The sequence below is a fragment of the Frankia sp. QA3 genome (genome assembly GCF_000262465.1).
Taxonomy (GTDB): Bacteria; Actinomycetota; Actinomycetes; order Frankiales; family Frankiaceae; genus Frankia.
This window is the reverse complement of the sequence record NZ_CM001489.1, coordinates 1,848,644-1,869,475: the sequence shown is the minus strand read 5'-3', so window position 1 is coordinate 1,869,475 and position 20,832 is coordinate 1,848,644. Positions and strand designations below refer to the sequence as shown.

The window sequence follows — 20,832 nt, the reverse complement described above, 5'->3', positions numbered from 1 at the left end:
GTGGCCGGACGGCACGCGCTGGTCATCGGGGCGCGCTGCGCGGCGGCGGGACCGCTGTCGTTCCTGCCGGGGCTCGCCGAGGAGCTGTACGAGGCGCTGACCGACGCGGCGCTCGGCGGCTGCGTGTCCGCGCTGCCCGACCGCTCGGGCCTGCTGCTCGACCCGTCGATGACGCAGCTGAGCACGACGGTGACGGAGGCGTTCGCGCACGCCGACGCCACCGCCTCGACGCTGCTGCTGGCGTTCGTCGGCCACGGCCAGCTCGGCGTCGACCACGGCCCCGGCGGACGCGCCGACTTCTACCTGCTGCCCAGCGACTGCGACGACCCCGAGCGGCCCACCGGCGACCGAGCCTGGCTGGTCGGGACCCGGCTGCGGGAGCTGCTGCGCGTCCACGACCGCATCGACGGGCTCGTCCTGCTCCTCGACGCCTGCCACAGCGGTCAGGGCGCGGTCGAGGTGGCCCGACTGGTCAGCGACATCGCGATGGCCGCCGGGCGACGCTTCGAGGTGCTCACCGCCACCCACGACGGCCCGGCCGCCGACGGCTGCTTCACCCGGCGGCTCGTCGACCTGCTCCGCCACGGCCACAGCGGCTCCGGCGACTGGCTGACCTGCGCCGACGCCAAGCGTGACATCGTCTGCGCGGGGCAGGTCCCCCAGCACCTGTCGGTCAACGGCGCCGAGGTCGTCGCCGCCGGCGACCCCGGGCTGTGGCTCGCCCCGAACTGGCGCCGCCCGCCGGGACGGGTCCCGCCGCCGGCCTCGCCGTACGCGGCCCTCGCCGAGCAGCTCACCACCGCGCTGGAGGTTCCGCCGACGGTCGAGGGGTTGGTCGCCCGGGCGCGGCGCGCCCGCTGGGTCGGTGTCCACGGCCCCGCCGGGTCGGGCAAGTCGACGCTGGTCACCGCCCTGGCCCGCCCGGAGCTCGCCGCCGGTGCCGTCCCGGACCGGTTCGTGCACGCCGTCGTCTACGCCGACCGGGCCACCACCGTGTGGTCGCTGGCCGAGGAGCTGCGCCGCCAGCTGCTCGTCAGCGTCCCCGGCTTCCACCTGGCGCTGGCGGCCTACCGCGGCGCGGAACCGGACGAGGCCCGCCAGCAGCGGCCGCCGCTGGTCCAGTTCGTCGCCGGCCCGCTGCGCCACCTGCCCGGCGACGACCCCGTCCGGCTGGTCGTCGACGGCCTCGACCAGCTCGACGACACCGTCGGCGAGGGCGTCACCGCGGCCCTGGTCGCGCTCGCCACCGACCCGGACAGCCCGCGGGTGCACGTCGTGGTCACCAGCCGCGAGCCCGGACCGGACGTTCCCGGCGGCCGGGGGCTGGCCGTCGACCGGCCCGCGGCGGGCCCGCTGGCCCGCTACCTGCGCCGCCGCGGCGTGCCGGACCGCGCCTGCGACGTGCTCGGCGAGCTGTGCGCGCGGGGGACGGGCGCCTGGCTGCTCGCCCGGCTGCTCGCCGACACCTACCGCAGCCTCACCGAGGCCGAACGCGACGAGCTGCTCGTGCGCCTCGGCCTCGGCGACGACCGCGCCGGGCTGCTGCGCGCCCTGATCGACCGGCTCCTCGACACCGCCGGCGCAGCCGACCCCGCCTCCTGGACCGCTCACCTGTTGCCGGTGCTCACCCCGCTGGTCGCCGCCGGCGCCGGGCCGACCGTCCCGATCGAGCTGCTGGCCGCCGCCGCCGACTGGCTCGACGGCCCCGACCAGCCCGCGGCGGTCCGCGGCGTGCTGGCCCGCCTCGACCGGCTCGTCGTGCGCGCCCACCCCGGCACCGCCCGGGAACTCGTGGGCCTGGCCCACCCCGCCCTCGTCGACCACCTCGTCGGCCACCCCACCCGCCGGCTCGACCCGGCGGCCGGCCGGCGCATCCTGCTCAACGAGATCGAGGACCTCGCCCCCATCACCGGCATCTACACCGACAACCCGCTCTACCGCTGGGCCGCCGGCTCGGAGGCCGAGTTCCACTGGCAGAACGGCCAGGTCGCCAACGCCCTGCGCGCCCTGCGGCGACGCCCCCTGCCGACCCCCCGCCAGAACCTCGACCGCTGGGCCGCCTGGCTCCCCCGCGTCCACGCCCTGCGCGGCCCCGACCACCCCGACACCCTCACCACCCGCCACGAGATCGCCTACTGGACCGGGCAGGCCGGGGATCCGGCCGGCGCCCTGGACCTGCTCCGCCAGCTCCTGCCCGACCGCGAACGCGTCCTCGGCCCCCACCATCCCGGCACCCTCAACACCCGCCACGAGATCGCCTCCTGGACCGGGCAGACCGGGGATCCGGCCGGCGCCCTGGACCTGCTCCGCCGCCTCCTGCCCGACCGCGAACGCGTCCTCGGCCCCCACCACCCCGGCACCCTCAACACCCGCCACGAGATCGCCTCCTGGACCGGGCAGACCGGGGATCCGGCCGGCGCCCTGGACCTGTTCCACCACCTCCTGCCCGACTTGGAACGCGTCCTCGGCCCCCGCCACCCCGACACCCTCACCACCCGCCACAACATCGCCTACTGGACCGGGCAGACCGGGGATCCGGCCGGCGCCCTGGACCTGTCCCGCCGCCTCCTGCCCGACCGCGAACGCGTCCTCGGCCCCCACCACCCCGACACCCTCACCACCCGCCACAACATCGCCTACTGGGCCCGGCGGATCGAGGAGGAGCAGGCGGGGAGGGCCGGCGATCGGGAGGGCCGGGATGACGCCGATCAGGCGTCGGAGGCGTAGTTCGGTCAAGGCCCTCACGGCGATGCGCCGCGGACCCGGTGGCGAAGGCGGGCGCCGGCCGGCGGTGTCCGTGCCGCCGGTCGGGTGAGTGTGACCGAACGCCGGGTGGTGCGGGAACGGGGTGGCCGGGCGGGGTCGTTAGGCTGCCGATGTGAGCGAACATTTCGACGTAGTGGTGCTCGGCGCCGGGCCCGGCGGGTATGTGGCCGCGATCCGGGCCGCCCAGCTCGGTCTGACCACGGCCGTCGTGGAGGAGCGGTACTGGGGCGGGGTGTGCCTCAACGTGGGCTGCATCCCGTCGAAGGCGCTGCTGCGCAACGCGGAGCTCGTCCACACCCTCACCCATGAGGCCAGGACGTTCGGGATCTCCGTCGACGGGGAGCTCACGTTCGACTACGGGGCGGCGTTCCAACGCAGCCGGAAGGTCGCGGACGGCCGGGTCAAGGGCGTCCACTACCTGATGAAGAAGAACAACATCACCGAGTTCTCCGGGCGCGGCACGTTCGTCGACGACCACACCCTGTCGGTCGCCGGCGAGGACGGCGCGACCAGCACGGTGACGTTCGACCACGCCATCATCGCCGCGGGCGCCACGCCGCGGCTGCTGCCGGGCACGTCGCTGTCCGAGCGGGTGGTCACCTACGAGCAGCAGATCCTCAGCCCCGAGCTGCCTGGCAGCATCGTCATCGCGGGCGCCGGGGCGATCGGCGTCGAGTTCGGCTACGTGCTGCGCAACTACGGCGTCGACGTCACGATCGTGGAGTTCCTCGACCGGGTGGTGCCGCTGGAGGACGCCGAGGTCTCCGCCGAGCTCGCCCGCCATTACAAGAAGGCCGGCATCAAGGTGCTGACCTCGACCCGCGTCGACTCCATCGACGACTCCGGCGACACGGTGAAGGTCACCGTGACCGGCTCCGACGGCGTGTCGCAGGTGCTGGAGACGGAGAAGGTGCTCCAGGCGATCGGCTTCGGGCCGAACGTCACCGGCTACGGCCTGGAGAACACCGGCGTGGCGCTGACCGAGCGCGGCGCCATCGACGTCGACGGCTTCTGCCGCACCAGCGTCGCGCACATCTTCGCCATCGGCGACGTGACGGCCAAGCTCATGCTCGCCCACGCCGCCGAGGCCATGGGCATCATCGCCGCGGAGACGATCGGCGACGCCGAGACCTACCCGCTGGACTACGTGATGATCCCGCGGGCGACGTACTGCCAGCCCCAGGTCGCCAGCTTCGGCTACACCGAGGCGCAGGCCCGCGACGCCGGCTACGACGTGCAGGTCGCGAAGTTCCCGTTCTCGGCGAACGGCAAGGCGCACGGCCTCGGCGAGACCGCCGGCTTCGTGAAGATCCTCAGCGACGCCAAGCACGGCGAGCTGCTCGGCGCGCACCTGATCGGCCCGGACGTCACCGAGCTGCTGCCGCAGCTGACCCTGGCGCAGCGCTGGGACCTCACCGTCGCCGAGCTCGCCCGCAACGTGCACGCCCACCCGACGCTGGGCGAGTCGGTCAAGGAGGCGATCCACGGCCTCGCCGGCCACATGATCAACATGTGATGCCCGGCCGGCCGGAGTAGGTGCCGTCGCTGCCGTAACGGCACGGGGGGCGCAGGCGGCGGCTGTCGCCGTCCTGCGGGGACAGCGACAGCACCCCGTCGGCGCAGGCGAAGCGGAACAGGCCGCCGGCGGCGTCAGGAGGAGACACCGAGCACGATCTTGCCTTGGGTGCGTCCTGTCCCGCTGATCGCGTGGGCCTTGGCCGCCTCTTCGAGAGGCAGCACTTCTTGAATGTCGACCTGGAGCCTGCCGCTTTCGATCAATGCGTTGACGTCCTCCAGGTCGGTTCTGGAAGGGTTCACATAGAACTCGGCGAACCGGATGCCACGCGCTGCGGCCTGGCCGCGGGCGAGGTCGCGCTCGATGCCGGCACCGGTCGTGCCCGTCACGTCGATCAGCAGCCCTCCGGGTTTCAGGGTGTCCAACGACCGGGATCCGTACTCGCCGCAGACCCACGGAACTAGAAGATCTTCGGCCACGGATCTCGACCATTGCCCGCCGAGGCCGCCCATCTGCGTCAGCAGACAACACCAAAAATCCAACCGAGAAATGCCTGGACGGACCCCCAGGCCGATGGGACGGTGCGCCGCCGTCAGGCGAGGGCGTCCTGGTCCCGCCACGCCTGCGCGGCGTGGCGCGCCAGTACGTCTGTCGCGAGGGCGCGAAGTTCGTCCACCCGGGCGCCGGGCAACCCGGCGAACAGGTCCGGCTCCGCCTCGTCGAGCAGCGCCTCGGCGCGGCGCAGCAGGCGCTGCCCGGCCGGGGTGATGGTGAGGATCTGGCGACGCCGGTCGCGCGGGTCGCGCTCGCGGCGCAGGAGCTCGGCGTCCTGCAGCCGGTCGAGGAAGGACACCAGGTCGCCGCTGTCCAGGTCGAGACGGGCGGCGACGTCGCGCTGGATGGCCGGGCCGAACTCGTCCAGGCAGCACAGGATCGCGTGCTGGTGCTGGTTGAGACCGAGGGTGGCCAGCCGCTCGGCGCAGTGCATCCGGGTCAGTGCGGCCAGCCGGGCGAGCACGAAGCTCGTGCGGTGACGCAGCGCGGCGGGTAGCTGGGCGGCGGGCAGCTGGGCGTCGGACACCGTCACGATGCCCATCCTAGCGACCACTCGCTGGCACCTCTATTAGCTGGCAACTCCAGTGATTGGTATAACCAGCCGCATGAGCTTCGAGGGAGATCCCGGCGGCCGGCTGCTGCTACCAGTCGTGCTCGCCGCCTACGTCCTGTACGGCTTCGACGCCAACGTGGTGAACGTGGCCATTCCCGACCTGCAACGCCAGCTCGGCGCCGGGCCCGCGGCGCTCGAACTCGTCGTCGGCGGCTACGTGTTCACCTACGCGGCGGGGGTCGTCACCGGCGGGCGGCTCGGTGACCTGTTCGGCCACCGCCGCCTGTTCCTGGCCGGGGTGACCGGTTTCGCCGCGGCCTCGCTGCTGTGCGGGCTCGCGCAGGGCCCCGTCGAGCTGGTGGCGGCCCGGATGGCGCAGGGCCTGGCCGCGGCGGCGATGGTCCCCCAGATCCTGGCCCTGGTGACCGCATCGTTCACCGACGCCGAGCGCTCCCGCGCGCTGGCCTGGTACGGGGTGGCCGGCGCGGTCAGCGGGGTCGGCGGGCAGGTCCTCGGCGGGCTGCTGCTCGACGCCGACGTGTTCGGCCTGGGCTGGCGGGCCGTCTTCCTCGCCACCGCGGCGGTCGGCGTGGCCGTCGCCGCGGTGGCGGCGCGAGTGCTGCCCCGCGCCGGGCGGCGGACGGCCACCGGGCTGGAGCTGGATGTTCCCGGCGCGGTCGGAATCTCCGGCGCGCTCGGGCTCGCGCTGCTGCCGCTGGTGGTCGGGCACGAGACCGGCTGGCCGCTGTGGAGCTGGCTGCTGCTGGCCGCTTCCGTCCCCGCGCTGACGGTCGCGGTGCGCTGGGAGCGGTCGGTGGCGCGCGGCGGCGGGCAGCCCCTGGTCGATCCCGCCCTGTTCCGCACCGCGACGTTCGCCACCGGTCTCGCGGTGAACGCCGCGTTCATGGCGTCGTTCAGCAGCTGCCTGTTCGTGCTGAGCCTGCTGCTGCAGGCCGGACTCGGACTCAGTCCGCTGTGGGCCGGTCTGGCGTTCGCGCCGATGGGCCTGCTGGCGATCGGCAGCTCACTGCTGGGACGACGCCTGGTCGCCCGCCTCGGCCCGGCGGTGCTGCTGGCGGGCTGCGCCGTGACCGCGCTGAGCTTTCTGACCCTGGCGGTGACCCTGCACACCCATCCCGGCGGCCTGTCCCCCGCCTGGCTCGTCGCCGGGATCGCCGGAATCGGGGCCGGCAACGGGCTGATCCTGCCCTCGCTCGTCGCAGCGCCGCTGGCCGGCGTCCCCCGCGAGCGGTCCGGTGTCGCCGCCGGGGTCCTGACCACCACCCAGCAGTTCGCCGGCGTCAGCGGCGTCGCCGTCCTCGGCGCGGTGTTCTTCGCCCGGCTGGGCACCCATCCCGATCGCGGCGCGCACATCCGCGCCGCCGAGTCCGCCTTCTGGCTCGGCCTCGCCCTGGTCGTCGTGATGACCGCCCTGGTGGCCCGCCTCGTCTGGCTCGATCCCACCCGGCGCCGCGGCCGGCCACCGGCGACGGCTAGCGTGCCCCGACGCCGGCCGGCTGGCGCGGGCGGAAGATGACGCCGGGGGTGTCCGCGCCGGGCCGGACGTGGAAGGCCGCGCGGACGGGCTGGCCGATCCTCGCCTCCGCCGGTGCGACCCCGTCGAGCCGGCCGGGCAGCCGGACCCCCTCGTCCAGGGTGACCAGCGCGAGGACGTACGGCGAGCGGCCGGCGAAGGCGGGCACGCTGGGATGGCGGATGACGAGGTAGCTGTCGACGACGCCGGTGCCGGCCGCCGGTTCGAAGGCGGTCGGCCCCGCGCAGTGCCCGCAGCGCTCCAGGCGCGGTGGCAGCCAGCTCCGGCAGTCCCGGCACCGGGACAGCACGAACCGGTCCTCGCGCAACGCGGCCCACAACGGCCCGGTGCCGTCGTCGTCGGGCGGCGGGAGCTCGGTCCGAGCGTCTGCGCCGCGCTCTGCCACGCCCGGAAGAACCACGGTCTGCGCGTCCTCGGCGAGGTCCGCCTCGGTCGCGGGATCGACGGTCCCCATATTCGCGGCGGAAGCCGGCGCGTCCGGAACGTCGGCGGCCGCCGCCCGTTGCGCCAGATCCGCTGCGCTCGGCGAATCGGCGACCGACGCATCCCCTGCCGGGTCCTCCCGTGTGCCGGGGGCCGCGGGGGACGGCTCGGTGGCGGGCACGGCCGGGGGAATCACCCTGACCGACGGGATCCTGGTGGACGGGTGGGTGGCGGGCGGGGCGCCGGCCGCCGGCGGGTCCGCCTGGCGGGAGACCGGATGGAGGACGCGCACGTGAGGTTGACCGCTGATCATCTACTCCGCACCGCCGTTCTCACCGACCCCCTCCGAACACCGGGACACCGCCGACACGTCCCGCCCCGGCGGTGACGAGCGCCACGTCGGCGTCGTCGACCCTGCCGGCGGCGAGCCGCACGACGCCGTCACCACACCATGGTGATTCATCCGATGGAGCTGTGCCTCAGACAGTGGCTCCACGTGCGCAATCGCCGTCGAAGGATGCCGTCGTAGCGTGGAACACCGGCGCCTGGGGCCGGCGGGCTGACCCGGTCGCACCTCCTATCCTGGATCACGCGCACTGACGCGCACTGACGCGCACTGCCGCGCACTGACGACGTCAGATGTCAGCAGGCGTCGGGGGTCAACCGAGATCGCGCCGGGAGCATTGTTTCGGGTTGCGCCGCGGGAGGGGGATGCCGGGTGGTGACGGTGGCGATCGTGAGCCCCGGTGCGATGGGCTCGGCGCTGGGGCGCGGCTACGTCGAGGGCGGCGCCCGGGTGCTGGCCTGCGTGGCGGGCCGCTCGCAGCGGACCCGCGCGCTCGCGCACGGCCTGGAGCTCGTCGACTCCCTCGACGAGGCGGTCGGGGCGGCGGACGTCGTCCTGTCGGTGGTGCCGCCGGGCGAGGCCCTCGCGGTGGCCGGCGCCATCCGCCGGTCGGCCGCCGCGGCGGGGGTGACCCCCCTGGTCGCCGACCTCAACGCGCTCGCCCCTGCCACGGTCGAGCGGGTGGGGCGGGCCCTGGGCGGACTGGACCTCGTCGACGGGTCGATCTCCGGCCCGCCGCCGGAACCGGCGTCCGGGCGTAGCCGCACCCGGCTGTACCTGAGCGGGCCACGGGCCGGCGAGATCGCCGCGCTGGCCCATCCCCGGCTCGATCCGCGGGTGCTGGCGGGTCCGGTGGGCGCCGCGAGCGCGCTGAAGATGAGCACGGCGAGCCTCTACAAGGGGCTCGCCGCCCTTTTCCTGCATGCGGCCGTGGCGGCGGAGCAGGCCGGGGTGCTCGACATGATGCTCGACGATCTTGCGCCGACGTTCCCCGACCAGGTCGGGGAACTGGGATCATGGCTCGCGCTGTCGGCGAGCAAGGCGCACCGCTACGTCGCCGAGATGCGCGAGATCGCAGCGACCCAGGCCGCCGCGGGCCTGCCGCCGGAGCTGTTCGAGGCGATGGCCGTGGTGTGGGAGCGGGTCGCCCGGTCCCCGCTGGGCGTGCTCACCCCGGAGCGGGCCGCCGCCGTGGCGGAGGCCGGCGCGGTGATCCGCGCCCTCGGCCTGCCCTCCGCCGGCCACCCGCCCGAGGTCTGAGACCGAGGCCGGCAGGCCGGCGCCTGTTCCCGGTCATCGACGTCGACGGGTGACCGAGGATCTTCGAGACAGTCGTGATGTCGAGACAGTCGTGATGTCGATGCCCTCACCGAGCATGATCGGCGCCGAGCCGTGCCGAAGATCGTGCAACCGCTCGGGGGGAGAGCGGGCGCTCCCCGATCTCGTCTCCCACCTACAGGCCGAGACACGCCCGCGCGACAGCCGTGCAGGGCGTCACCAACCGAATCCGGGGCAGTGAGATGAGGATCAGGTGCTGACGGCCGCAGCGTCGGCGCGCGCCAAGGTGGCGTCCAGGACGGCGTACTCGGCTTCTTCCACCGCGGCGATAGCGAAAGAGATCGCGCAGACGGCGTCGTCCTCCGCGTACTCCGCGCGCCGCTCGGCACGCTGGGCGTCGCGCTCGGTCTGCTTCTGATCGACCTCAGCACGCACCTTGCTCACGTGGTCCCTCCAGCGGTCCTGGATCTCGCTCCACCGGCTGGAAGCCTCCTGGGTCACGTCCGTGGCCTTCTCACGAAGCTCGCCCGCGTGCTGCTCGGCGTTGGCACGAGCCTGCTCGACCTTGGCCGCCAGCTCCTCGCGGGTCTCGGCCTCGGCAGCATCCGCAGCACCCTCGGCAGCCCTGGCACGCTTCGCGAGATAGGCCAGCTGCTCGGACAAACGGGCCATAATACTCACCCTTCCGTCGTCTTCCTGCACAATCACATGGCAGTCACGCTAGCGCGGATTCCTGGCTGACGCAGGTCCACCCCAACGACGGCGACCATCGCAACCTAGATCCCCCCTACAGTGATTTGCAGCCATCTGTCGACGCCAACCGGCTCGAAGTGCAGCGGAGATCCGCCACCCAACAGCGAATGAATGCGCGGCACGCCGAACAGCCTCCAGCCGCGCACTCCCGAGTCGACTTCCGGCGAGCTTGATCCCTCCTAGGGGCAGTGAAACCTAATACCGCTGTTCACGAAAGCGGTATTGTTCGGTTTTCCTGCGGACCGTCCGGGCAGGAGGTAAGTGACGCCCGAACCGGCAGGGATGCCCGCAAGGGTTGTCGTGAGCCCGACGCGCTGCCCGGATAGGGGGATGACCACCGTCTTCGGCAACCCCGCGTCTACCGAAGAGCCGTTCCTCCAGAAGTTTCCGGACGACTTCACCTATGGCGCCACATGGACGGGCACGCCGAGCCGCAGCGCGAGCAGCCACACATTGCCGCACGCGAACAGGAAACTCAAAGCGACGACCACGACCATGATCGCCGCAACCAGCCGGACAGTCAGCGCCCGCACCTCCGCCGGCCCGCCCCCGCCGGTCATCAGACCTTCCCGCCTTCACCACCGACACCGTCAGGATCACCGCCGAGATCCTCACGGCGACGGCGACCCATCTGGATCGCCGTCCGAGCGGTCACAACGAGTTCAGATCGCTTACCGGACCATGAGGATGTCGAACGAACCTCACCCGGGGTCCACCGCGCCGGTCAGCCGGCGCCGAACAGGCGGGCGAGCTCGGCGGCGATCTCGTGCGGGTTGCGTCCGTCGGTGTCGACGACGTGCCCGACGCGGCGGTAGGCGTCGTCGCGGGCATCGAACATCTCGGTCAGCGTGGTCAGCGGGTCGCCGCCCAGCCAGGGTCGGCCCCGGCCGTGGCCGACCCGGCGGGCCAGCGTCGACGGGGTGGTGCGCAGGTAGACGACATGGCCCGCGTCGGCCATGAGGGCCAGGTCGTCGGAGTTGTCGGCGACGCTGGCCGCGATCCCGGCGACGAACGGTGCCGGCGTGTCGAGCAGGGCGCGCAGCTGGCGGGACTCCTGGGCGTGCAGCGCCTGGCGGCCGAGTTCGGCAAGGGTGGGCGCGTCCAGGCCGGTCCGCTGCTGGAGCAGCGTGTCGTTGTCGAGATACGGCCAGCCGAGCCGGTCGGCCAGCGACCTGCCCACCGTCGACTTGCCCGAGCCCATCAACCCGACGAGGAAGATCCTTCTCGCCAGGTCCGGACGGGGGGTGGAGTGCTGGTCGCCGACATTGGTCATCAGGCCGCCTTCCGGGCGTACGGTTCCATGCTGACAGCGAGCAGATCGTCCAGGCAGCGCGCGCGCAGCCGCCGGGCCTCGTCGCGCCGACCGGCCCGGCCGAGCTGGTCGGCCCGGTCCAGAGCGGCCGTCCAGCCCCGGGCGTGGGCCTGGGGACGCAGGACACGCGCGGCCAGGTCGCGGCTGCCGGGGGTGGGGAATAGGCAGGCCAGCCACATCGCGGCGATCCAGTCACCGGCGTCGGCGAGGCCCGCCAGCACCTGGGTGGCCGCCGGGCGCTCGCCGCGCAGGGCGAGCCGGTGGGCCAGGCAGACCGCGGCGTACCAGTCGCCGCGCCGGGCGCGGACCCGCAGCTCGGCGAGCTCGTCGCGGGCGGCGAGTGCGTCCGCCAGGTGCACGGCGGCGTACCGGTCACCGGCGTCGGCCCGGTGCCGCAGGGCGCGCAGGTCCCCCCGGTCGGCAAGCAGCTGCGCGAGCCGCCGCGCGCAGTAACGGTCACCGGCGTCACCGCGGACCCGCAGCTCGGCCAGCTCCCCCCGGGCGGCGAGCATCTCCGCCAGCCGGACGGCGGCCTCCCGGTCCCCGGCGTCGGCCGGTGCCCGCAGGGCCCGCACCGCCCCGGCGAGATCGCCCTGTTCGACGAGCAGATCCGCCAGCCGGACGGCGGCCGTCGCGTCGCCGGCTCGTGCCTGCCTGCCCAGCAGGGTGAGCGCCGCGTCCCGCTCGCCCCATCCGACCAGCAGGTCGGCAAGGTGGATGGCGGCGTCCCAGTTACCGGCCTCGGCCTGTCCCCGCAGCAGGACGACCGCCGAGGCCCGCTGCCCCGACCCGACCAGCAGCTCCGCCAGGCACAGGGCGGCGTACCGGTCGCCCGCCGCCACGCGCAGGCGAAGGTCGGCGACGTCGCTCCGGCTCGCGAGCTCGTCGACCGCGCGGACCGGGTCGGCCGTCCCGGCGACGGCGCTCCGCGGATGCCAGCCGGGCACAGCGGTCGGGGCCGGCGGTGCAGGCGGGCTCGGCGCCGGGACATGACCCGGCGCCGAGCCCGCGGCGGGCGGCTGCTCCTGCGCCGTCCGCCGACCGCTCGCGGGTGCAGGCTCGCCGTCGCCGGGACCGGTGACGGCGAGCAGGGGGCGCAGCGACAGCAGCGTCCCGCGAAGCGCCGCGTCGACGACGGGTGCGCCGTCGACGGCCAGCAGGGCCGCACGCAGGCTGGTGAAGAAGCCGGCGTCCGCTGCGGCGTGTCCCCCGTCAGCCCCGTCGCCGCCCGCTCCACCACCCGCCACGCCACCACCCGCCACGCCACCACCCGCCACGCCACCACCCGCCACGCCGCCGGCGGCGGACGCCGCGACCGCCGCGAGGATCCGTTCCAGGCGAGCGGAGACGTCCAGGCGGGCGGTGAGCTCGGACAGGGCCTGCGCATCCAGGGCGTGCATGGTGGCGTCGACGTCCGCGAACTCGTCCCGCTCGTCCTCGGGGCCGGTGTGTCTCATCAAATCCTCTCTGTCATCGCGGACGGGAACGTCGTACCGGGTCGACGCGTGCTCACGGACCGGAGCCAAGCATCTCCCGGAGCCGGGCTCTTCCGTGCCGCAGCGAGGAACGGACGGTGGCCTCGGAGGTACCGACGACGGCGCTGATCTCCCTGGTGCTGAACCCGTCGTAGTACAGCGCGACCACGGCCCGCTGTGCCGGCGGCAGGCTGCGCAGCAGCTGCACGGTCCGCCACTTCTCCTCCTCGATCGCCGTCGGGTCCTCGCCGGCGGGCAGCGGGATGTCCGTGTCGTGCATCGGGACCTCCGGCCGCAGCCGTTTCCACCACGACCGCTGCGCCGTGATACGCACCCAGGCCGCGGGGCTGGCGATATCCGCCCAGGCCAGCGCGGCCCGCAGCATCGCGTCCTGCGCGGCGTCCTCCGCGTCGGACTGCGTCGCGCCCTTCTTGACCAGGAACAGGACCAGGCGGGGGAAGTCGCGGCGGAAGAACGTCTCGAAGTCCTCGCGACCCGTCACCTAAAGATCATCTTTGCTCATTCCTCTCACCGAGGACCGGACAGGACTGGGTTACGCCACCCCGGTGCGGGTTGTCTCCGCCGCGCGCCGCCGAGCCGAACGGGCTGGTGCGGCGCGGGCGCGGGACATCCCCTCCGATGGCGCACGACCCCCCGAAGATCGAGCGCAGCAGCGGCCTCTTTCCCCCCGCGGTCCAGTCGTGTTCTCCGTTGTCATCCCTTCAGTGGCCGAACCGGCACCGGATCGTGCAAGCACCCGCGGACCTTTTTCGGCTTGCCGGTCCCACGCCGGCTTGCCGGTCCCACGCCGGCCAGCGGCTCGACTGCACGATCCGGGCCCGGCGCGGCTCTCCGCAACGACAGCCGAGACAGACCGAACCGGGATGGTGACGACGAATGATCTGCGCACCCGCCGACACACCGCGCGCACCGCACCACGACCACGCCGGCCGCCCGAGGACGGCACCGGCCGCGCTCGCGCTGGCCGCCGCCATGCTGGTCGTCCTCGGGTGGCTGGTCGTCCTCGGGTGGCTGGTCGTCCTCGGCTGGCTGGTCGTCCTCGGGTGGCTGGTCGTCCTCGGCTGGCTGAGTCCGGCCGACGTCGTCGCCCAGCTGCTCGCCAACCTGGTTGCCGGCGCCGCTTCGGCCGCGGTCCGCGCTGCCCGCCGGTCAGGCGGGGCGACCGGCAGCTCAGGCCGCGCTGGAACGAGATAGTCGGGCGTGGTCGGCGTCGGGGAGCCGATCGCGGCCGGGGGTGTACTCCAGCCAGCGGCGGCGGGCGGCGGTCTCGGCGAACGCGCGCAGCAGGTCCCGGCCCGCGGCGCAGGGCTCGCCCGGCCAGAAGCCGGACCTTGACCGGCGGGTCGCCAGGATTGTTACCTGGGCGGCCCGCCGGAACCTGGCTGTCGGCAGGGTCGTGACCGAGGTCGGGTCGGCGCTCAACGGGCATCGGCGGAAGTTCCTCGGCCTGCTGCGTGACCCGGCCGTGACGACGATCGTCGTCGAGCATCGGGACGGGTTCGCCCGGTTCGGTGCCGAGTACGTCGAGGCGGCGCTGTCCGCGCAGGGGCGGCGTCTGCTGGTGGTCGACCCGGCCGAGGTCGATGATGATCTGGTCGGTGACATCACCGAGATCCTGACGTCGATGTGCGCCGGACCGCCGATCGCTGGTTCGTCTCGTTCACCGTCGAGGTCGAGCGCGACGTTCCCGCCCGGCCGTCGTGGCGCCAGCGCACGGGTGGCGCGGTCGGCGTCGACCTTGGGGTGACCCATCTCGCTGTCCTGTCGACCGGACAGAGCGTGGCCAACCCGAAGCACTACCAGCGGGCCGAGCGGAAACTACGCCGGGCGTCGCCGGGCCTACGCCCGGCCGAAGCCCGGCTCCGCCGGCCGCCGGCAGCGGGCCGCCGCGCTCGCCCAGGTCCAGAACCGGATCGCCGACCAGCGCCGCGATGGCCTGCACAACCTCGTCGCCGCCAGTACATCGGAGACGCAAAACGCCCGCGGAGCCGACCAGAAGACCGCACTCGTGCGGCAGGTGGCTGTGAAACGGGAACCCGGCACCGCGACAGCGGGTCAGACCAGGAGTGCCCCACCGCAAGGTGAGGCGGCATGAAGACGCGCTATCCGGCGCTCTCGTGCAACGGCTCAGCCGAAGGCGCCCTGGGCGCGGTAGTCGTCGATGGTGGCGGCGTCGAGGCCGAGGCCGCGCAGCACCTCGCCGGTGTCGGCGCCGAGTTCGGGGGCGCGGGTGCGGGCGCGGGCGGGTTCGCCATCGAACTGGTAGGGCGGGGCGACCACCCGGAACGGCGTGCCGTCCGCGGCGGTCAGTTCCGACAGGTATCCGTTCTCCCGGACCTGCACATGGTCGTGGACCTCGGCGGGGGTCAGCGCGGGCGCCCACACCCCGGAGAACCCGGCCAGGGTTTCGCGCCACTCGTCGAGGGTGCGCTCGGCGAAGATGGCGTCGAGCTCCTCCACGCACGCACGGTTGTGGGTGTAGCGGGTGGCGGCGTCGGCGAAGCGCGGGTCGGCGACGAGCTCGGGGCGGTCGAGGACCAGGCACAGCTCGTCCCAGAACCGGTCGGCCTGTAGGCAGACCAGGTTGATCCAGCGGCCGTCCTTGGTCCGGTAGTAGTTGGCGATCGGGTTGGCCGGGGCGCGGCGGTCGGCACGCGGCACCTCCCCGGTGAACGGCGCGGCGGCGATGTCCGCGCCCAGCGCCCACATGCCGGTGTTGAGCAGCGAGACGTCGACGACGGCAGGTTCCCCCGTCCGTTCGCGGCGGTAGAGGGCCATCGCGACGGCGCCGGCGATCGTGTTGCTGCCCTGCAGGTCGTAGAAGGCGGCGGGCTGAGCGATCGGCTCGTCGTCGGCGGCGCCGGTGAGCTTGTGCAGGGTGCCCGAACTGGACCAGGCCGCCGCCGAGTCGTAACCGCCCGTGTTGACCATCGGGCCGCGGCTGCCCCAGCCGCTGCCGCGCACGTAGACCAGCCGGGGGTTCACCGCCCGCAGGTCGTCGACGTCGATGCCGAGGCGGGCCCGTAACGCCGGCAGGTAGCTGGTGAGGAACACGTCGGCGTCGGCGACGAGGCGTAACAGCACCTCGCGGCCGGCGGAGGTGGTCAGGTCGAGGGTGACGCTGCGCTTGCCGTGGTTGGGGATCTCCAGGAACGGGTTGGGACCGCTGTCGTCCTGGTTGAGCAGGTTGCGCAGCAGGCGCTGCGGGTCGCCGGTGGGCGGCTCGACCTTGACGACGTCGGCGCCGAGGTCGGCGAGGATCGCGCCCGCGGCGGGCACGAACGTCCAACCGGCGATCTCGACGACGCTCACGCCCTCGAACGGTCTGCTCATCGTCCGCTTCTCCTCGCTGCGCGTCTGCCTGAACTCCCCAGTCCGTGAACCTAGTAGAGAGAGTTGGTTATGTCATCCAGATCACTCTTCTGACGGACAGCAAGCGGTCGGACGTGACTGCCGGCGGGCCGGCGGATCGACGGAGGTCGTGGTCGACCATGGCCACCAATCCAAGATCAATTTGATCGACGCCACAACGTCAACAGCGTTGATTATCTTGGAGAGTGGCGTGGGCGGCGAGGTTGACCTCAACCTTTGTTCACCTTCTACGGTCGGTCACGGACGGGCCCGGCCAGCGATCGCAGCCGCCGGGCCGTGCCGCTACCGCCGCGGTTCGTCCCGGTCGCGGTCGACGTCGGCGCGCGGCGGGGGGTCGGTGACCGCCACGGGGTCCGGCCGGTCCTCGACGCCGGCGTCCTCGCGTTCCCGCTCGGTGCGAGCGGCGAGCACGTCGTCGTCCAGCGGCCCGCGGACGCCGGCGTGGCGGGCCTGGTCGCGCCAGCCGGCGGAGACCCGGCTCGCGGTATCGCTCGGTCGGCGGCTGTCGGTCGACATCGGCCTCGTTCCTCTCGTCCGCGCGGATGACGGCCATCCGCGTCGATGACGTTCGCTGTCCCCGCCGATGTGCCGACAAAACCCCCGCTCCCCCGGCAGGCGTGCCCGGCCACCCCCACGGGGCGCCCGGGACGCGCGGCAGACGACACCCGCCCTCCCGGCCACCGAGCAGCCAGATCATGCCGAGGGATCAACACCGGCGCGCACGGCATTTGCGAGCCCGCGAATCGCCGAGCTTCAAGCCGGGAGCCGGGAGCCGGGGGCTGCTGCGAGCCTGGAGCTCGGGCTTGCTCGTCCGGCGCGCTACTCGGCGACGAGCCGTTCGATGTCCGCCGGCTGCCACGCTCCGGCGGCACCGGGCCGGGTGGCGAGGTAGTCGGCGATCCGACGTGGCGACCAGCCGTGCGCCTCGCGCAGGCCGGCGGCGAGCATGGCCAGGTAGCCGGCCGACGGCACGGTCGGGTGCACGTCGGCCAGGGACCACGGCGCGGTGAACGTCAGGACGGGGATGCCGGCGCGGTGGCCGACGAGCACCAGCGTCTCGTAGCGGCCGGGACCCACTCGGGCCCGGCCGGTGCGCAGCACCGTGGCCAGGTCGAGGTCGACGTCGGGGGCGCGGTGCATCTCCTGGGCGGCGACGTCGGCGAACTGACCGGCGGTGAGCAGGTAGGCCCGGCCGGCGACCTCCCCGGGGGCCGCCGGGTCGTAGAAGGCGATGCCCCCCGTCCAGATCCGCGACTCCAGCGCGAAGTACACGGCGCCCGGCAGCATCACCGGGGCGGCCAGCCGGGGCGGGCGGGGATCCCGGCAGCCGGGATGGCGGTGGTCGCTGCCCGGCGGGCAGCCGCCGGCAAGGTAGTACGTCAGCCGGGCCCTGCGCATGTTCGAGCCGTAGCTTGCATACCAGACCAGCTCGGGTCCGACCGACCGAGCCTGATCCGCTCGCCCGGCGGGCGCCGGTCCACTCACCGGGCCGTCCTGCGCCCCGCCGGGGCACCGACGGCGGCCCCGGCGTTCACGGTCCACCTCCCGCGGGCGTCCCCCTGCCGGGACCGGCCGCGCACACCCGCTACGCAACAACGCTCTCGCACCGTCACAGTATGCGGATCCCGCGGACAGAAAGGGGCCGGTTATGACAATTGTCAGGCACGGACGGCGACCGCGCCCACTGTGGCCGGTCGGCCGGCGGGAACCGCCTCACCAGGACAACGGGTCGGCTGGCGGAACGGACTGGCGGCCGGCCCGCTCGCCCGACGCGAGGTCGACCAGGACGTCGACGCGTCGACGGCGGGCAGCGCCGCGCCTCAGCGCCGGCTGGGTGACGACAGGGGTGTGACCGGCCCGTTCACGACGATTCCGGCCACCGGTACCGGGTAGGCCCAATGGGTGCCGCGATCCGCGTCGCTCGACGGAGGGGGGACCGCCGGACCCGCCCTGGACGTGACCGACCGTCTGTTGGAACGTCTCGACATCGGCCTGTTGGCCACCACGGCGTCCGACGGCGTGATCAGCGACGTCAACGACACCGCGAGCCGGATCCTCGGCCGTGACCGGGCCGCACTGATCGGCTCCCGTCTGGCGGACCATCTGCTGCCCGGCGACGCCGCCCGGCTGCGGGACTACCACCACCGTCAGCTCGCCCGCCTCCCACCGGGCCCGGCCCACGCTGCGGTGCGCGGCCGGGCTGCGGGCGAGGCGCCGGAGCCGCCGCTGGCGGTGCGCCTGGTCCGCCCGGGCGGCTCGCTGGTGCCGGTGCTGATCGTCGCCACGGCGGTGCCCGGGGACGACGGGCCGCAGGTCGTCAGCCGGGTGCAGGACGTCACCGAGCAGGAGCAGGCGAACCGGTACCTGCGGCTCGTGCTGGACCACAGCCCGGTGTCGATGCTGCTGATCGACCAGTCGGGCCGTTCGGTGTTCGGGGTGGGCGCGCACACGGCCGAGGAGGCCGCGGGCCTCGCCGCCGCCGAGTCGGCGTCGGTGTTCGAGGTGTTCGCCGATCACCCGCAGCCGATGGCCATGCTGCGCCGGGGTCTCGCCGGTGAGCCCGGCGCGCGGATCGTCGGCGCGTTCGGCCGCTACCTCGACCTGCACGTGATGCCGATCCGCGACCCCAGGGGCCAGGTCAGCCTGGTCGCGGCCATCACGATCGACATCACCGAGCGGGAAAACGCCCGCGCCGCGCAGGCCCACCTCGCCGACCTGGCCCGCCAGGCCCTGGTCACCCTCGAGCCGGCCGTGCTGTGGCGCCGGGCGACGGCGGTGCTCGCCGAGCATCTCGGGGCGACGGCGACCCTGCACGAGGTCGACGGGGATACCGGCGCGCTGGGTCTGGTGGCCGCCGACGGCCCGTCGGTGTCGCGGACCGTGGCCGCCGCGGTCGCCCAGGAGGCCCTGCGCGGACCCGCGAGGTCACGGTCGGCGACCGCCGGCGGCGAGGTGGACCCGCGCCAGGACGGCTGGTTCACCCTCGCCGAGCCGATAGGGCTGCGCGGCGAACCCGCGGCGGTCGTCGCCGTCCTGCGGCCCCCGGGCGCTGCCGGGCCCCCGTACACCTCCCCTGGGACCGTCCTGCCGGCGGGGGTCGGAGCCTTCAACGACTCCGAACGCAGTTTCGTGGCGGCGGTGGCCGGCGTGCTCGGTGCGGCCGCGGCCCGCTTCGCCGCCGAGCGGGAGATCCGCTACCGCTCGCAGCACGACATGCTCACCGGCCTGCCCAACCGGGCGTCGCTGCTGGAGCGGCTGCGCGGCAGCCTGGCGGCGGACCAGCGGGCGGGGGACCAGCGGGCGGGGGACGGCGAGGGCCTGGCGGGCGCGGGGCGCACCGGCATCGTGTTCGTCGACCTGGACAGCTTCAAGGCGGTCAACGACACCTACGGGCATCTGGCCGGCGACGCGCTGCTGCGCACGGTCGCCTGCCGGCTGCGCGCCGCGGTGCGACCGTGCGACGTGGTCGCCCGCCTCGCCGGCGACGAGTTCGCCGTGCTCTGCACGCGGATCGAGTCGGTCGACACCGTAGAGCGGGTCGCCGCGCGGGTCCTGGCCTCCCTGGCCGAGCCGGTGACGATCGACGGCATCACCGTCACCATCACCGCCAGCGCCGGGGTGGCGGTCTCCGGGCCCGGCCTCACCGACCCCGATCGCCTGCTCAACGCCTCGGACATCGCGATGTACGCCGCCAAGCGCGCCGGCGCCGGACGCTGCGTCGTCCACCAGGACTGGATGCGCCTGAGCGCGGGTCCGGCGCCCCTGTCCCCCGCACCTCCTGGGCCGCCCCCCGGGTAGGACGACGCTAGGACGGACGACGCCGGGACGGGTCAGGAAGGACGTGCGCCTATGTGCCGACTGTTCGGGCTGACCGGGGCCCCGCGACGGACCCGGGCCACGTTCTGGCTGCTCGACGCCCCGGACAGCCTCGACGCCCAGAGCCGCCGCAACCCGGATGGCACGGGCCTGGGCTACTTCGACGCCGACGGCCGGGCGGAGCTGTTCCGCCAGCCGATCGCCGCCTGGGAGGACCGCCAGTTCGCCGCGCGGGCGCGCCAGGCACAGTCCACGACGTTCGTCGCCCACGTCCGGCATGCCTCCACCGGCGGGCTCGCGCCGCGCAACACCCACCCGTTCCACCAGGACGGCCGGCTGTTCGCGCATAACGGGGTGATCGAGGGCCTCGACGTCCTGCAGGCGCATCTCGGCGCCGCGATGGCGCGGGTCGCCGGCGACACCGACTCCGAACGACTCTTCGCGCTGATCACCCGGGAGATCCAGGTCGCCGGCGGTGACATCGGGGGCGGGATCACCGCCGCGGTTCGCTGGGTGGCCGCCACCCTGCCGGTCTACAGCATCAACCTGGTACTGATCACCCCCAGGAACCTGTGGGCGTTGCGGTATCCGGACACCAACCGCCTGTACCTGCTGCGGCGACCCGCCGACGGACGGCCGCTGCACCACAGTGACGCCACGGGAGCGACCCGGATCCACGCGGCGGAGCTGGCGAGCGCGCCCGCCGTCGTCCTAGCCAGCGAACCCATGGACGATCATCCCGACTGGCGCCCGCTGCGCTCGGGCGAACTCGTCCACGTCGGCGCCGGCGGGCAGGTGCACTGCGTGACCGTCCTGCCCGATCCCCCGGCGCACCCGCTCACCCTCGCCGACCTGCGCCCCGAGGCGGCGACCTCGCAGCAACTGCGCTGACCCGCAGCCGGGCGGGGGCGGAAGCCGCCCGCCCAGCCACGGATCTCCGCCGCATTCGGAGCCACCCCGTCGTGACCGTCCAGTCACTACTCCGACTTCTCCTGTCCTGCCACGAGAAGGTGATCCTCGCCGATCCACCCTGCCGCGGCCGCGCACCAACGAAGTTCTCTTCGCTGACCTAGTGCACTAGGATGCCCGTC

At 73.8% G+C, this 20,832-nt stretch carries 21 protein-coding genes and 1 pseudogene; 9 read left to right on the top strand and 13 right to left on the bottom strand.

Annotated elements, in window-relative coordinates; all coding sequences use genetic code 11:
* Together FRAQA3DRAFT_RS31320 and lpdA are read left to right on the top strand one after the other, a co-directional pair.
* On the top strand, nt 1-2,727 hold the full coding sequence (locus FRAQA3DRAFT_RS31320; protein WP_157467196.1) for a tetratricopeptide repeat protein: 2,727 nt from the start codon (nt 1-3) through the stop codon (nt 2,725-2,727).
* Nucleotides 2,728-2,878: 151 nt separating this feature from the next.
* On the top strand, nt 2,879-4,282 hold the full coding sequence (lpdA, locus tag FRAQA3DRAFT_RS07400; protein ID WP_009738450.1) for a dihydrolipoyl dehydrogenase: 1,404 nt from the start codon (nt 2,879-2,881) through the stop codon (nt 4,280-4,282).
* Here lpdA and FRAQA3DRAFT_RS34705 read toward each other — a convergent pair.
* The 3 genes from FRAQA3DRAFT_RS34705 to FRAQA3DRAFT_RS07390 all read right to left on the bottom strand — a co-directional run bounded on the left by FRAQA3DRAFT_RS34705 (nt 4,272) and on the right by FRAQA3DRAFT_RS07390 (nt 5,378).
* Nucleotides 4,272-4,430: a hypothetical protein gene (locus FRAQA3DRAFT_RS34705; RefSeq protein WP_009738449.1), complete on the bottom strand. Its 159-nt coding sequence runs from the start codon at nt 4,428-4,430 to the stop codon at nt 4,272-4,274. The two genes, lpdA and FRAQA3DRAFT_RS34705, sit on opposite strands and share 11 nt — an antisense overlap.
* Entirely contained in the window at nt 4,417-4,707 is a 291-nt protein-coding gene (locus FRAQA3DRAFT_RS07395) for a zinc-binding dehydrogenase (RefSeq protein WP_051054192.1), read from the bottom strand. The genes FRAQA3DRAFT_RS34705 and FRAQA3DRAFT_RS07395 overlap by 14 nt, the downstream gene beginning before the upstream one ends.
* Nucleotides 4,708-4,874: 167 nt before the next feature.
* Nucleotides 4,875-5,378 carry a MarR family transcriptional regulator gene (locus tag FRAQA3DRAFT_RS07390; protein ID WP_063820783.1) on the bottom strand — a complete coding sequence of 168 codons (504 nt, stop codon included), beginning with the start codon at nt 5,376-5,378 and terminating at the stop codon, nt 4,875-4,877.
* Nucleotides 5,379-5,442: 64 nt separating this feature from the next.
* Between FRAQA3DRAFT_RS07390 and FRAQA3DRAFT_RS07385 the strand changes: the two genes are divergently transcribed.
* Nucleotides 5,443-6,927 (top strand): MFS transporter, encoded by a 1,485-nt coding sequence (locus tag FRAQA3DRAFT_RS07385; RefSeq protein WP_009738447.1) that lies wholly within the window; start codon nt 5,443-5,445, stop codon nt 6,925-6,927.
* On the opposite strand, the gene FRAQA3DRAFT_RS31315 is transcribed toward FRAQA3DRAFT_RS07385, so the two are convergent.
* The gene (locus tag FRAQA3DRAFT_RS31315; RefSeq protein WP_009738446.1) at nt 6,884-7,681 is read right to left on the bottom strand and encodes a Zn-ribbon domain-containing OB-fold protein; all 798 of its coding nucleotides are present in this window, start codon (nt 7,679-7,681) and stop codon (nt 6,884-6,886) included. The genes FRAQA3DRAFT_RS07385 and FRAQA3DRAFT_RS31315 overlap by 44 nt on opposite strands.
* 408 nt (nt 7,682-8,089) lie before the next feature.
* On the opposite strand from FRAQA3DRAFT_RS31315, the gene FRAQA3DRAFT_RS07375 reads away from it, so the two are divergent.
* Nucleotides 8,090-8,974 carry an NAD(P)-dependent oxidoreductase gene (locus FRAQA3DRAFT_RS07375; protein ID WP_232291953.1) on the top strand — a complete coding sequence of 295 codons (885 nt, stop codon included), beginning with the start codon at nt 8,090-8,092 and terminating at the stop codon, nt 8,972-8,974.
* Nucleotides 8,975-9,241: 267 nt separating this feature from the next.
* Here the strand turns inward: FRAQA3DRAFT_RS07375 and FRAQA3DRAFT_RS07370 are convergent, their stop codons facing one another.
* The 5 genes from FRAQA3DRAFT_RS07370 to FRAQA3DRAFT_RS07355 form a co-directional block, all read right to left on the bottom strand.
* Nucleotides 9,242-9,664 carry a hypothetical protein gene (locus tag FRAQA3DRAFT_RS07370; protein WP_009738444.1) on the bottom strand — a complete coding sequence of 141 codons (423 nt, stop codon included), beginning with the start codon at nt 9,662-9,664 and terminating at the stop codon, nt 9,242-9,244.
* A gap of 482 nt (nt 9,665-10,146) precedes the next feature.
* On the bottom strand, nt 10,147-10,305 hold the full coding sequence (locus tag FRAQA3DRAFT_RS34700) for a hypothetical protein (RefSeq protein WP_009738443.1): 159 nt from the start codon (nt 10,303-10,305) through the stop codon (nt 10,147-10,149).
* Between the two features lie 164 nt (nt 10,306-10,469).
* Nucleotides 10,470-11,018 (bottom strand): shikimate kinase, encoded by a 549-nt coding sequence (locus tag FRAQA3DRAFT_RS07365; RefSeq protein ID WP_009738442.1) that lies wholly within the window; start codon nt 11,016-11,018, stop codon nt 10,470-10,472.
* A complete protein-coding gene (locus FRAQA3DRAFT_RS07360) occupies nt 11,018-12,514 on the bottom strand; it encodes a hypothetical protein (RefSeq protein WP_009738441.1) in 1,497 nt (498 codons plus the stop codon). The genes FRAQA3DRAFT_RS07365 and FRAQA3DRAFT_RS07360 overlap by 1 nt, the downstream gene beginning before the upstream one ends.
* A 52-nt stretch (nt 12,515-12,566) precedes the next feature.
* Entirely contained in the window at nt 12,567-13,034 is a 468-nt protein-coding gene (locus FRAQA3DRAFT_RS07355; protein WP_009738440.1) for an RNA polymerase sigma factor, read from the bottom strand.
* A gap of 395 nt (nt 13,035-13,429) precedes the next feature.
* On the opposite strand from FRAQA3DRAFT_RS07355, the gene FRAQA3DRAFT_RS07350 reads away from it, so the two are divergent.
* The gene (locus FRAQA3DRAFT_RS07350; protein WP_009738439.1) at nt 13,430-13,747 is read left to right on the top strand and encodes a hypothetical protein; all 318 of its coding nucleotides are present in this window, start codon (nt 13,430-13,432) and stop codon (nt 13,745-13,747) included.
* On the opposite strand, the gene FRAQA3DRAFT_RS35810 is transcribed toward FRAQA3DRAFT_RS07350, so the two are convergent.
* Entirely contained in the window at nt 13,724-13,975 is a 252-nt protein-coding gene (locus FRAQA3DRAFT_RS35810; RefSeq protein WP_083873516.1) for a hypothetical protein, read from the bottom strand. The two genes, FRAQA3DRAFT_RS07350 and FRAQA3DRAFT_RS35810, sit on opposite strands and share 24 nt — an antisense overlap.
* On the opposite strand from FRAQA3DRAFT_RS35810, the pseudogene FRAQA3DRAFT_RS07345 reads away from it, so the two are divergent.
* Both FRAQA3DRAFT_RS07345 and FRAQA3DRAFT_RS36840 read left to right on the top strand, forming a co-directional pair.
* Nucleotides 13,869-14,186: pseudogene (locus FRAQA3DRAFT_RS07345) on the top strand (IS607 family transposase); the annotation flags it as partial. The gene FRAQA3DRAFT_RS35810 and the pseudogene FRAQA3DRAFT_RS07345 sit on opposite strands and share 107 nt — an antisense overlap.
* Nucleotides 14,180-14,638 carry a transposase gene (locus FRAQA3DRAFT_RS36840; RefSeq protein WP_369809399.1) on the top strand — a complete coding sequence of 153 codons (459 nt, stop codon included), beginning with the start codon at nt 14,180-14,182 and terminating at the stop codon, nt 14,636-14,638. The pseudogene FRAQA3DRAFT_RS07345 and the gene FRAQA3DRAFT_RS36840, both read left to right, overlap by 7 nt.
* A 42-nt stretch (nt 14,639-14,680) precedes the next feature.
* Here the strand turns inward: FRAQA3DRAFT_RS36840 and FRAQA3DRAFT_RS07340 are convergent, their stop codons facing one another.
* The 3 genes from FRAQA3DRAFT_RS07340 to FRAQA3DRAFT_RS07330 form a co-directional block, all read right to left on the bottom strand.
* A complete protein-coding gene (locus FRAQA3DRAFT_RS07340) occupies nt 14,681-15,886 on the bottom strand; it encodes a CaiB/BaiF CoA-transferase family protein (protein WP_009738437.1) in 1,206 nt (401 codons plus the stop codon).
* A gap of 321 nt (nt 15,887-16,207) precedes the next feature.
* Complete coding sequence (locus FRAQA3DRAFT_RS07335; RefSeq protein ID WP_009738436.1) at nt 16,208-16,441, bottom strand: hypothetical protein; 234 nt, start codon at nt 16,439-16,441, stop codon at nt 16,208-16,210.
* 303 nt (nt 16,442-16,744) lie between these two features.
* On the bottom strand, nt 16,745-17,410 hold the full coding sequence (locus FRAQA3DRAFT_RS07330) for a hypothetical protein (protein WP_009738435.1): 666 nt from the start codon (nt 17,408-17,410) through the stop codon (nt 16,745-16,747).
* A gap of 471 nt (nt 17,411-17,881) precedes the next feature.
* Here FRAQA3DRAFT_RS07330 and FRAQA3DRAFT_RS07320 point away from each other — a divergent pair, with 471 nt between their 5' ends.
* A complete protein-coding gene (locus FRAQA3DRAFT_RS07320; protein ID WP_232291952.1) occupies nt 17,882-19,723 on the top strand; it encodes a bifunctional diguanylate cyclase/phosphodiesterase in 1,842 nt (613 codons plus the stop codon).
* 51 nt (nt 19,724-19,774) lie between these two features.
* On the top strand, nt 19,775-20,632 hold the full coding sequence (locus FRAQA3DRAFT_RS07315; RefSeq protein ID WP_009738433.1) for a class II glutamine amidotransferase: 858 nt from the start codon (nt 19,775-19,777) through the stop codon (nt 20,630-20,632).
* Nucleotides 20,633-20,832 lie beyond the last annotated feature (200 nt).

Coding starts and splice junctions, on each gene's coding strand:
- FRAQA3DRAFT_RS07390 (WP_063820783.1), bottom strand. CDS start 5,378: ATGGGCATCGTGACGGTGTCCGACGCCCAGCTGCCCGCCGCCCAGCTA.
- FRAQA3DRAFT_RS07385 (WP_009738447.1), top strand. CDS start 5,443: ATGAGCTTCGAGGGAGATCCCGGCGGCCGGCTGCTGCTACCAGTCGTG.
- FRAQA3DRAFT_RS31315 (WP_009738446.1), bottom strand. CDS start 7,681: ATGATCAGCGGTCAACCTCACGTGCGCGTCCTCCATCCGGTCTCCCGC.
- FRAQA3DRAFT_RS07370 (WP_009738444.1), bottom strand. CDS start 9,664: ATGGCCCGTTTGTCCGAGCAGCTGGCCTATCTCGCGAAGCGTGCCAGG.
- FRAQA3DRAFT_RS34700 (WP_009738443.1), bottom strand. CDS start 10,305: ATGACCGGCGGGGGCGGGCCGGCGGAGGTGCGGGCGCTGACTGTCCGG.
- FRAQA3DRAFT_RS07365 (WP_009738442.1), bottom strand. CDS start 11,018: ATGACCAATGTCGGCGACCAGCACTCCACCCCCCGTCCGGACCTGGCG.
- FRAQA3DRAFT_RS07360 (WP_009738441.1), bottom strand. CDS start 12,514: ATGAGACACACCGGCCCCGAGGACGAGCGGGACGAGTTCGCGGACGTC.
- FRAQA3DRAFT_RS07350 (WP_009738439.1), top strand. CDS start 13,430: ATGATCTGCGCACCCGCCGACACACCGCGCGCACCGCACCACGACCAC.
- FRAQA3DRAFT_RS07340 (WP_009738437.1), bottom strand. CDS start 15,886: ATGAGCAGACCGTTCGAGGGCGTGAGCGTCGTCGAGATCGCCGGTTGG.
- FRAQA3DRAFT_RS07335 (WP_009738436.1), bottom strand. CDS start 16,441: ATGTCGACCGACAGCCGCCGACCGAGCGATACCGCGAGCCGGGTCTCC.
- FRAQA3DRAFT_RS07315 (WP_009738433.1), top strand. CDS start 19,775: ATGTGCCGACTGTTCGGGCTGACCGGGGCCCCGCGACGGACCCGGGCC.